The 10,296-nt window shown below is 63.2% G+C and carries 11 protein-coding genes and 1 tRNA gene; 6 read left to right on the forward strand and 6 right to left on the reverse strand.

Going from position 1 to position 10,296, the window contains the following annotated elements:
- Window positions 1-48 precede the first annotated feature (48 nt).
- Together LB547_RS20295 and LB547_RS20300 are read left to right on the forward strand one after the other, a co-directional pair.
- The gene (locus LB547_RS20295) at window positions 49-957 is read left to right on the forward strand and encodes an endonuclease/exonuclease/phosphatase family protein (protein WP_140761372.1); all 909 of its coding nucleotides are present in this window, start codon (window positions 49-51) and stop codon (window positions 955-957) included.
- 7 nt (window positions 958-964) lie between these two features.
- Window positions 965-1,810, forward strand: a complete 846-nt coding sequence (locus LB547_RS20300; RefSeq protein WP_140496297.1) for an EamA family transporter — start codon at window positions 965-967, stop codon at window positions 1,808-1,810.
- Here LB547_RS20300 and LB547_RS20305 read toward each other — a convergent pair.
- Both LB547_RS20305 and LB547_RS20310 read right to left on the reverse strand, forming a co-directional pair.
- The gene (locus tag LB547_RS20305) at window positions 1,797-3,032 is read right to left on the reverse strand and encodes an MFS transporter (RefSeq protein ID WP_140513694.1); all 1,236 of its coding nucleotides are present in this window, start codon (window positions 3,030-3,032) and stop codon (window positions 1,797-1,799) included. The genes LB547_RS20300 and LB547_RS20305 overlap by 14 nt on opposite strands.
- Before the next feature lie 148 nt (window positions 3,033-3,180).
- Entirely contained in the window at window positions 3,181-3,540 is a 360-nt protein-coding gene (locus LB547_RS20310; protein WP_140657337.1) for a hypothetical protein, read from the reverse strand.
- Window positions 3,541-3,733: 193 nt separating this feature from the next.
- Between LB547_RS20310 and LB547_RS20315 the strand changes: the two genes are divergently transcribed.
- Window positions 3,734-4,066, forward strand: coding sequence for a hypothetical protein (locus tag LB547_RS20315; protein WP_140496294.1), 333 nt, complete (start codon window positions 3,734-3,736; stop codon window positions 4,064-4,066).
- A 689-nt stretch (window positions 4,067-4,755) separates the two neighbouring features.
- Here LB547_RS20315 and LB547_RS20320 read toward each other — a convergent pair.
- Both LB547_RS20320 and cpdR read right to left on the reverse strand, forming a co-directional pair.
- Window positions 4,756-4,830 (reverse strand) — tRNA-Val (locus LB547_RS20320).
- A 116-nt stretch (window positions 4,831-4,946) separates the two neighbouring features.
- Window positions 4,947-5,309: a cell cycle two-component system response regulator CpdR gene (gene cpdR / locus LB547_RS20325; RefSeq protein WP_006199474.1), complete on the reverse strand. Its 363-nt coding sequence runs from the start codon at window positions 5,307-5,309 to the stop codon at window positions 4,947-4,949.
- Window positions 5,310-5,473: 164 nt separating this feature from the next.
- Here cpdR and LB547_RS20330 point away from each other — a divergent pair, with 164 nt between their 5' ends.
- On the forward strand, window positions 5,474-6,415 hold the full coding sequence (locus LB547_RS20330) for an N-formylglutamate amidohydrolase (RefSeq protein ID WP_140556542.1): 942 nt from the start codon (window positions 5,474-5,476) through the stop codon (window positions 6,413-6,415).
- A 382-nt stretch (window positions 6,416-6,797) separates the two neighbouring features.
- On the forward strand, window positions 6,798-7,571 hold the full coding sequence (hisN, locus tag LB547_RS20335; protein ID WP_140496291.1) for a histidinol-phosphatase: 774 nt from the start codon (window positions 6,798-6,800) through the stop codon (window positions 7,569-7,571).
- Between the two features lie 24 nt (window positions 7,572-7,595).
- Here the strand turns inward: hisN and LB547_RS20340 are convergent, their stop codons facing one another.
- Both LB547_RS20340 and LB547_RS20345 read right to left on the reverse strand, forming a co-directional pair.
- Window positions 7,596-8,039 (reverse strand): hypothetical protein, encoded by a 444-nt coding sequence (locus tag LB547_RS20340; protein WP_140560301.1) that lies wholly within the window; start codon window positions 8,037-8,039, stop codon window positions 7,596-7,598.
- 283 nt (window positions 8,040-8,322) lie between these two features.
- On the reverse strand, window positions 8,323-9,303 hold the full coding sequence (locus LB547_RS20345) for an alpha/beta fold hydrolase (RefSeq protein ID WP_140671434.1): 981 nt from the start codon (window positions 9,301-9,303) through the stop codon (window positions 8,323-8,325).
- 469 nt (window positions 9,304-9,772) lie between these two features.
- Between LB547_RS20345 and LB547_RS20350 the strand changes: the two genes are divergently transcribed.
- Window positions 9,773-10,240 carry an Hsp20 family protein gene (locus LB547_RS20350; RefSeq protein WP_140496288.1) on the forward strand — a complete coding sequence of 156 codons (468 nt, stop codon included), beginning with the start codon at window positions 9,773-9,775 and terminating at the stop codon, window positions 10,238-10,240.
- The last annotated feature ends 56 nt before the right edge of the window (window positions 10,241-10,296 follow it).

Below are 10,296 nucleotides of genomic sequence, written 5' to 3' on the forward strand. Positions count from 1 at the left end.
GGTCGCCGTCGAAACGGTACTGCCGTCACCAAACTGAGCCGGACAAGAATGAAGCTGGTCAGCTACAATATCCAATACGGGTTCGGCAGCGACGGCCTCTACGATCCGGCGCGCGCCGCGCGCATTGTTGCCGGCGCCGATATCATCGCCTTGCAGGAGGTCGAGCGGCACTGGCAGCGCAGCAATTTCGACGACCAGCCGGAGCTGCTTTCGTGCCTGCTGCCGGACTATCACTGGGTCTACGGCCCGGCCTTCGACATGGACGCCAGCGAACAGCGCGACGGCCGCATCGTCAGCCGGCGCCGGCAGTTCGGCACCATGGTGCTGTCGAAGCTGCCGATCGTCTGGTCGCGGCTGCATGCGCTGCCGATGCGCCGCACACTGCGGCCGCTCAACACCCGCAACGCGGCGCTCGAATGCATGATCCGCACGCCGGCGGGTCCGGTGCGGGTGCTTTCATTGCATCTCGCCCATGTCGCGGTTGAAGAACGGCTGGAGCAGATCGATTATCTGCTCGCCGAGCATCGCCGGGCGCCCTCCGATGGCGGGCCGTGGAGCGGCGCCGACGATGAGCCGGCGCGCAATTGGAGCAATGGCGAGCCAGAGCCGGAGAACCCGCTGGCGGCGATCTGGATGGGCGATTTCAACATGGAGCCGGGCAGCGCCGAATACCGCCGCATCGTCGGCGGCACGCCCTATCATCGCGGTGCCGCCTATCTGGATGGGTTCGTCGATGCCGCTGCCGTGGCGATTGAACCGGCGGATGACTTCCACACGCATGAGAAGATCATCGACGGCAGGCTGGCAAAGCGCCGGCTCGATCATTGCTTCGTCGGCGGCCTGTTTGCCGGTCGTGTGCGCTCGGTCAGCTCGGACATTGGCGAAGTGGCTTCCGATCATTTTCCGGTCAGGATCGACATCGATCTCGAAACGCCCGCCGGCCCCGGAGGCGGATGAGGCCCAAATGACGCTTTTCGTCTTCTTCGCGGTGCTTGCGGCGGCCGCCATGCACGCGATCTGGAATGCGCTGGTCAAGGTCCATCTCGACCGCTTCCTGTCGATCACCCTGATGACGCTTGGCATGGGATTTGCCGCGCTTTTCGCACTTCCCTTCGTCGAGGTGCCGAGGGCGGAGGTCTGGCTCTATATCATTGCCTCCGTCGTCTTCCACATGGGCTACCGGACCTTCCTGATCGGCGCTTACCAGGCCGGCGACTTCGCCCAGACCTATCCTCTGGCGCGCGGCACCGCGCCCTTGCTGGCGGCGCTTGGCGGTATGTTCGTGGTCGCCGAAGTGCCGGCGCCGCTCGCCATTCTGGGTATTCTTTTGCTGTCGGCCGGCACGCTGGTGATGTCGTTTCGCGGCGGCGCGCATCTGGAACGATTGAACCTGCGCGCGGTGGGCTTTGCGCTGGGGACCTCGATCTTCATCGCCAGCTACACACTGTCCGACGGCAGCGGGGCGCGGCTGGCGGCCACGGCGCAGAGCTATGCCGCCTGGCTGTTCGTGTGCGATGCGCTTGGAGCGCTGGTGCTGTGCCTGATCTTCCGTGGACCGCGGGCCTTGCCGGTGCTGGCGCGCGACTGGAAAGCGGGGCTGTTCACCGGCGTGCTGAGCGGCGCTGCCTACTGGATCGTCATGTGGGCGATGACCAAGGCGCCGATCGCCTCGGTGGCATCGCTGCGCGAGACCTCCATCCTGTTCGCCATGGTGATCTCGGTGTTCGCGCTCGGCGAGAAGATGACAGGCTGGCGCGGCGCCGCCGCGCTCAGCATCGTCGCCGGCGTCGTGGCGCTCAGACTCGGCTGACGTCGTGGTCCAGCACGGTCATCACCTGGCCGCGCCGTTCCGGACTGAAGCGGATGACGATGATGATGCAGACGGCGACCACGCCGGCGAATAGCGCCAACGCGTAGCCATAGCTGCCTCCGGGAGCCTCGGCTATGCCCGCCTGATAGGGACCGCCATAGGAGGCTGCGAGATTGCCGGCCTGGTAGATGAAGCCGGGCAGGGTCGCGCGCACCGCGCCGGGCGAGAGCTCGTTGAGGTGCACCGGAATGACGCCCCAGGCGCCCTGGACCGCGACCTGCATGACGAAGGCGCCGATGGCCAGCATGAAGGGCGTCGAGCTGTAGGCCCATAGCGGGATGGACGGCAAGGCAATCAGGCAGGCGAGCGTGATCGCATTGACGCGGCCGATCTTCTCGGACAGCGCCCCGAACGCCAGACCGCCGACGATGGCGCCAATGTTGGCGACGATGGTGATCCAGCTCACCGTGTGCGGGTCGAAACCATGCTGCTTCTTCAGGAATGTCGGGTAGAGATCCTGCGTGCCGTGGCTGAAGAAGTTGAAGAACATCATCAGCACGACCGCATAGAGGGCGACGCCCCAGTGCTTTTGCAGTGTCTCCAGCATGCCGGGCCTTGCGGTCTTCCGCGCCTCGACGAAGGCCGGCGATTCCGGAACATGTGAGCGGATGAAAAGGACGATCAGGGCCGGGATGAAACTGAGCAGGAACATGGCGCGCCAGCCGATCGTGTAGCCGCCGATCGTCTGGTGATAGAGCAGGCCATAGACGACCGCCGCTAGGAGGTAGCCGGCCGGATAGCCGCATTGCAGGATGCCCGAGACCATGCCGCGGGCGCTGGGCGGGATGGATTCCATGGCAAGCGAGGAGCCAAGTCCCCATTCGCCGCCCATGGCGATGCCGAACAGTGCGCGCAGCGCCAGGAATATGCCGAGATTGGGCGAGAAGGCGGCCAAAGCGCCGATCACGGAATAACTGACGATGTTGAGCATCAGGATGGGCTTGCGCCCGAATTTGTCTGCCAACGTGCCGAAGAAGAACGCGCCAATGAAGCGCGTCGCAAGGGTCAGGAAAAGCGCCTTTGACACCGCCGGGACGTCGGTCTGGAATTCAGACGCAATGTCGGTGAGCAGGAATGTCAGAAGGAAGAAATCGAAAGCGTCGAGCGTCCAGCCCAGGAATGAGGCAAGGACGGTTTTCTTCTGCTGCGAATTGAGCTTCAAGGCGTTCCTCCTGATGTCGAGGAACGTTATCGCGTCGAGGCGGACAATCGTCAGTCACTTTTCAGAGAACTTGGTCACGTTTGCGTAGGGGGTCACCGAGTCCACAGCCGCATTCATTGGACACCCGCCGGCCGAAGCCGACGGGCTATCAGCCCAGCAGGTGGTTCCAACTGACGCGAGGCACCTGGAGGCCAAGGTTGCGAGTCGAGACATCAGTGGCAATGCGGTCAGCAACCTTCCGTCGTCGTTTCCATCTGGCCAGGGCCGCGGACTTGGCGCTGGTATCCTGCTGACCGGGAGCTGACTCCTTGGCGCTGCCTGTCTGTTGGCCCGGTGCGCAATCCTTAGCGGAGTTGGTCGACTTGGTCGTGGTCGAGTCCGTGTTCTGATCCGTCGGCATCGTTGTCGTCGTGGAGGAGGAGCCGCTCGACGTCGTATTGGTCGATTGCGCCAGGGCAAGGCCGCCGGAAAGAATCATTACGGCGGAAGCGAGAAGAAGTCGTTTCATCATTCACTCCTGGTGAGTATCCCTTCGGCCGCATAACAAGGGAGTCGGCGAACGCTTCCGTGGAGTATCTGGCGCCGTCGCCGTGGCATCAGCGTGCCGGTTGTGGTGCGTCGATGACGACATACGGCCCGGCCCGGAACAAAGAAAAGCGCCGTTAGTTTCACCCGCAGGGCACTCAAACAGAAGGACGAGCATGATGAAAATGGCTTTGGTAATCGCGCTTGCGGTGTCGTTTTCTGCGGGCTCTGCAATCGCGGCATGTCCGGACAAGTCGGCTGCCAACACGGGCGCCGACACCCAACAGACTGCCGGTATTTCGAAAGATGGTACCCACGCGCCCTTGGAAACTCCGAAGGCCAAGGATAGTGCCGGCAAACCGGCCGCCAAGGATGGCAGCACAATGCCGTTGGCGGGGGCGGAAGGCGGCGGTGACAAGAATCTCGCAACATCGCAGCAGGATATCGAGGCGCAGCAGCATGGCGGCAAGACCGCGGCGGCAAAGGCCGACGACAGCTGCAATGACTGACGACGGAACAGGGCCGGAGCGGTTGTTGGCTCCGGCCTTTTCATCAAGTCTACAGAAGAGCCGGCCGGACGGAGCCAGCGGGGCCTCGACGGACCGCGAGTGTTTGCCTTCGGCAGGTAGAGCTATGCCTTGGACGAGGCGGCCTCAGAGTTCCGCGTCGTTCGATGGCCGAAGGGGAAGAGGGAGCCAAACGAAGAGCACTCCTCCGCGGCCAGGGCTATGATCATTTCATCGATTCTCTCAACCGTTTCTCTGCTCACGTGATCATCGCCATGAAGGCACTGACGCGCGCGCTTCAGGTGTCGTCGTGCGGCCTCGAAATCGCTGCCCATCCGTTCCTCCCGCTTAGAGAGACTCCAGATTTGAACAGTTCACTCCTTTAAGAAAGTCACCCGAAAGAGCGATTCGGTCGGCAATTGGAGGTAGATGCCCAAAACGCAGAAACCCCGCCCCGCGAGCGCAAACGGGGCTATTGAGCCGACGGAGGGCGGAGGGAAGCGTGCCGGCTAACTTCTCACGGCGCTGGTTGTTCCGTTCGGCTTTTTTCTTGACCCCGCCATATCGGGCGTAACACACAAGCTGTCACGGATCGGCCGCATCGGAATACTCAAGGGCACCATTCAGGAGCTCAGTGGGCGTTTTGTGCCGTTCTGTGCCAATCGGCACAAGAGACTAAGTCTTTGAAAGGATGGTGGGCGTGACAGGGATTGAACCTGTGACCCCTGCAATGTCAATGCAGTGCTCTCCCGCTGAGCTACACGCCCATCCGAAGCCGCGCATACACCATTTTTGATCCGGCGCGTCAATAGCAGGAAAGGGGAAAGAAGGCTCCGTTTTGCCGCACCGGCCGATAGTCGCCGATGCCTTGGGCAAAAACGGCTCAGGCCGCCTGCAGCATCTTCTCGACCTCGTTGACGAGGTCGCGCAGATGGAACGGCTTCGACAGCACCTTGGCGTCTTTCGGCGCCTTGGAATCCGGGTTCAGCGCAACGGCGGCGAAACCGGTGATGAACATGACCTTGAGGTCGGGATCGATCTCGGTGGCGCGGCGGGCCAGCTCGATGCCGTCCATCTCCGGCATGACGATATCGGTCAAAAGCAGCGAGAACGGTTCCTCGCGCAGCCGCTCATAGGCACTGGCGCCGTTGTCGAAGTCGCTGACCTGGTAACCGGCGCGCTCCAGCGCCTTGACGAGGAAGCGACGCATATCGTCGTCGTCTTCCGCCAGAAGAATGCGTGCCATGATATCCCGTCCGAATCACCCGCCCGAACTCTGCCGAAAAGCAGGGCCGTTAACCATCCTGTATATGAGGAGGCGAGGGTAAACATCAAGTGAACGAGGCGCAGCATAATCCGCATTCGGAAAGGCGGTGCCGGCGCTGAAATGCTGGACATGCGGCCCTCAAGGTGGCACTTTCATCCTATGATGCATTGGTGTTTTCGGGTTCGTTCAAATTGAAGACGGCAGCCGAGGATTTTTCGGTCGTTCCCCCCTTCGAAATCCGGTCGGGCGCCGAGCAGCGCGTCCCCTTCCTCTTCAACTCACCCCACAGCGGGCGACATTATCCGGAGCGCTTCCTCGCCATGGCGAGGCTGGACCGCAACGCCATTCGCCGGTCCGAGGACTGCTATGTCGACGAGCTGTTCGGCGGCGCGGTGGCGCTTGGCGCGCCGATGCTCGCGGCAAATTTCCCGCGTGCCTATCTCGACGTCAACCGCGAGCCGTGGGAACTCGATCCGCGCATGTTCGCCGAGCCGGTGCCGTCCTTCTGCAACATCCGTTCCGCGCGCGTGGCCGGCGGGCTCGGCACCGTTCCGAAGCTGGTCGGTGAAGGCCTCGACATCTACTCCGGCCGCCTTCCGCTGGCCGAAGCGGTCGCCCGCATCGAGGCGGTCTACAAACCCTATCATGAGACGCTGAAACGGCTGTTGACGCGAACCCACGCGCGTTTCGGCTTTGCCGTGCTGATCGACTGTCACTCGATGCCGGCGAGCATCCGCGTCGGCGACAACGGCCTGCGGCCCGATTTCATCATCGGTGACCGCTTCGGCATCTCGGCCACCGCGGCATTGACCGAGACCGCAATCGGCCTGCTCAACGCCATGGGCTATACCGTCGCCCACAACAAGCCCTATGCCGGCGGCTTCATCACCGAACACTACGGTCGCCCGGCGCGCCATCTCCATGCGCTGCAGATCGAGGTCAATCGCGGGCTCTATATGAATGAGCGGACATTCGAGAAAGCGGCGGGCTTCGATGCGCTGGCCGACGACCTGGCGCGATTTTCGGCCGACCTGATGGCCATGCCCGACCACCATTTCATGGATCTGCCGCTGGCCGCGGAGTGAACAGAGCCCGGTTTCATTGATGGCGCCATCCACAACCGCCGCATAGTTCTGGGCGACATGGATCGGGATTGGCGGGGATTGGAACTGGCGGCGAAAAAAAGACCGCATCGTTCGCACGATACGGTCGAAGTCTAGGGAGGAAACGCCCAAGGAGGGCATGGACAGGAAACCCTGTCCGAGATCAAGGGTATGGTGCGCTGCACAAATGTCAAGCGACCTACCGGCTTTTTTAATTCAGAGTGATGTGGAAATTGCGCTTCGGTGGCGCCGGCGTGTTATTCTGGCAACAGTCGGCGCGGCGAAAAATCCTGGAACACCCTTGTCTTGGCGCGGAACTGGCGGCACACGTGGGCTCGGCCATGCTGCAATGCGGGAGAATCAGTTGGACATCAGCATCGATTTCATGCGCCGCATCGCGCAAGCGGCGGCGGCGGAAACCTTGCCGCGCTTCCGCAGCCAGGGCGCGGTCGCCAACAAGGAAAAGGGCAGCTTCGATCCGGTCACCGAAGCCGATCGCGAAGCCGAGCGCGCCATCCGGGCGCTGATATCGGCGCAATATCCGGACCATGGCATTCTCGGCGAGGAACACGGAAGCGAGAATATTTCCAGCAGGCATGTCTGGGTAATCGATCCGATCGACGGCACGCGCGCTTTCATCTCCGGCCTGCCGGTGTGGGGGACGCTGGTCGGATTGACGGTGGAGGGCGATGCCGTTGCCGGATTGATGTCGCAGCCCTTCACCGGCGAGCTCTTCTACGCCAACGCCTCCGGCTCCCATTATGAGGGGCCGGGCGGGCCGCGCAAACTGGTCACACGCAAGACGACGAGCCTTGCTGAAGCAACGCTGTTCACCACGACGCCGGCGCTGTTCCAGGGCGAGGCACGCCTGCGCTACGACCAGTTCGAGAAGCAGGTACAACTCGCTCGCTATGGCACCGACTGCTACGCCTTCGCCATGGTCGCCGCGGGAAGCGTCGACATCGTCGCCGATCCCGGACTGAAGCCCTATGACATCGTGGCGCTGATCCCCATCATCGAGAAGGCGGGCGGCGTGGTCACTACCTTCGACGGCGGGCCGGCCGAGAATGGCGGCGACATATTGGCGGCGGCGACGCCCGAACTCCATGCGGCGGCGATGGCGGCCCTGCGCGGCTGAGCATCCGTTTCGCCGCGATGCGCTTTAGGCGTCCGAGAGACGCAGGCCCCATAGAATGAGCGCGAAAGCGATGAGGCCGGTCGGCGCGGACGAATAGGCGATGGCTTTGATCGCGTACTCCTGAAAGGCGCTTCCATGCGCGGCTCCTGCCGCCAGCGGCATCGTCTCGTTGCCGGCTCCCCAGAGGCTGGCCATCACATAGGCTGCCAGGATGGCCAAGGCTGAATAGATCAGGAACCAGAACGCAATCCGCGACATCGCGACGCCGAGATTGAGCCTGGACCAGACGAGACCCAAAACCAGCAGCAGGACGCCTTGCAAGGCACCGAGCGTGTGAACCGACAATCCGAGCCGCGGTGCGGCGAGGTATGGGATGGCGAACCCTTCGACTGACGAAAACAGCAGGAGGGCGATGCCGAGCTGCAGCAGGCGATGCCCCTGGCGTGGCAGCGTGTCCGATGCGTTCATGGCCGCTCCTCCCGATCCGTCGACTGACCTCTGCGGACGGTAACTAGCGCTCGGGCCCCGAACGGGAACTGGCGTCAAGTTGCCTCCGGTTGAGCAGGAGGCAGACGTAGCCGTTAGAATTGCCGAGGCGTCGGCGCGATCATCGTCCGACATTGATCGCGCAAGACGCGGGCGCTGGGAACGGGCGTTGTCAGCGGATAGCGAGCGACCGGGGGACCAACCGGATCATGGAGTTTTCGCCAAGCATGAGCCGGAACCGGCGCCGGCTCGGCAATACGCGCCCTCAGGCCGTCGGGTCGTCGCTGCCGGGAATGAAAGCGTCGAAGGCGGCGAGGAATTGCTCGCGGTAGATGTCGGCCTCCTGCAGGATCTCGTGACGCGCGCCGTCGATCATGAGCAGCGAGCCGAGGCGCAGACGCCTGGCATAGGCTTCCACGGCCTTGGTCGAGACGACCTGGTCGGCACCGGCGGCGATGACCAGCAGGGGGACCCGGATGCGGGCCATGAATTCGGGATCGCTTACCACTTCCGCGGCTTCGGCAGCCGCTCTCAGCCAGCGGATCGTCGGGCCGCCAAGCGCCAGTTGCGGGTGATCCTCGTAGATCCTGGTGTTGCGCCGGTAACGTTCCGGATCCGTCGTTACCTTGTTGGTGTCGAAGGGAGCGGTAACCTTCGGCCGTGGGCCCCAGGCGGCGTAAAGCCGGCCAAGGCCCAGGGCACAAAACAGCGAACAGACGCGGCGGACCGTCCGGATCGAGACGGGCAGGTCGGGCAAGGTGAAGAACGGCGCGATCAGCACCATGCGCCGCACGCGGTTGACCATGGAGGGCGAAGCAAGCAGCGTGATCACGGCGCCGGCCGAATGGGCAAGGATGTAGTACGGCCCGCGGCAGTCCGGCAGCACGATCTCCTCGAAGAACTGTTCAAGGTCGGCCGTGTGGTCGCGGAAGGACCTGATATAGCCGCGCTGGCGATCGCGGATCAGCCGGTCGGAGCCGCCTTGGCCGCGCCAGTCAAGCGTGGCGACGCCAAAACCGCGCGCCGCAAGATCGCGAATGGTTTCGAAATATTTCTCGATGCACTCGTTGCGGCCGGACAGCAGCACCACGGTGCCCTTCATCGGGCGGGCGACCGCGGCGAACAGGCCATAGCGTATCTTCTTGCCGTCGCGTGCCGTAAAAAAGCCGCCGGTGGCGTTTTCCGGTCGCGGGTTGCCCTCAGTTTCATGAAAAAGGGGAGTTTCGTGAAAAAGGAGATCCGTCATTCGGCGCTTCGTGCTCGGCGTCTCGCATGCCTGCCTGTCGTGGCCGGCCTCGCCAAGGTTGATAGCCGTCCATGGGCCAAAAGCAAAGGAATTCCGGGAGCGTCGGATCGGCAACAGGGAAGGCCGGAAGCCGCTATGAGCGCGCTTCCGGCCTCTGTCGATCCGGGAGGAAGGGACGTTGCACCCGGTTCGGCCTCGTCGCGGCGCCCGGTCCATGCAAATCCGGCGCCGCTTGTCCTTGATGTCGAGAGCAGTCTAGCGGCGGCTGTCTGAACGCGCGCAAAAGCGCCGGTTCATCTGCCGTTCATCCTCGATTTTTGCCGGGAGGCAAAATCTTGAAATGGCTTTGCCCGCTCCCCAAATGTTGATTGCGGCCGCCAATGTCGGGGCCGCTGGTCAAACCGGAACGCCGCTCACGGGTTTCGCACCGGCCAAACGCAAGCCTTGTTGCTCAACAGGAGAACACACCATGCGTCACGTTGATTTTTCCCCGCTCTATCGCTCGACCGTCGGCTTCGACCGTCTCTTCACCATGCTTGATTCCCTTGCGCAGCCCGATGGCGCGCAGACCTATCCGCCCTACAACATCGAGCGCACCGGTGAGGATGCCTACCGCATCTCGATGGCTGTCGCCGGCTTCTCGGACGAGGAGATCTCGATCGAGGCCCACCGCAATGTGCTGACCGTGAAAGGCGAGCGCAAGGATGAGGGCACGGGCGAGGGTTCCGAACTGCTCTATCGCGGCATTGCCTCCAGGGCCTTCGAGCGCCGCTTCCAGCTTGCCGACCACGTCGAGGTCGTGGGCGCCACGCTGAAGAACGGCCTGCTCTTCGTCGACCTGAAGCGCAACATCCCCGAGGAACTGAAGCCGCGCAAGATCGCGATCACTTCGGCTCCGGCCAAGGCCAAGCAGATCGAGGCCAAGACCGCTGCGTAATCCCTAAGTCTCCTCCCGAGACGGAAGCGGGGGGGGGGGGGGGGGGGGGGGGGGGG

It is taken from the genome of Mesorhizobium sp. B264B1B (assembly GCF_020165765.1).
In the GTDB taxonomy this organism is placed as follows: domain Bacteria; phylum Pseudomonadota; class Alphaproteobacteria; order Rhizobiales; family Rhizobiaceae; genus Mesorhizobium.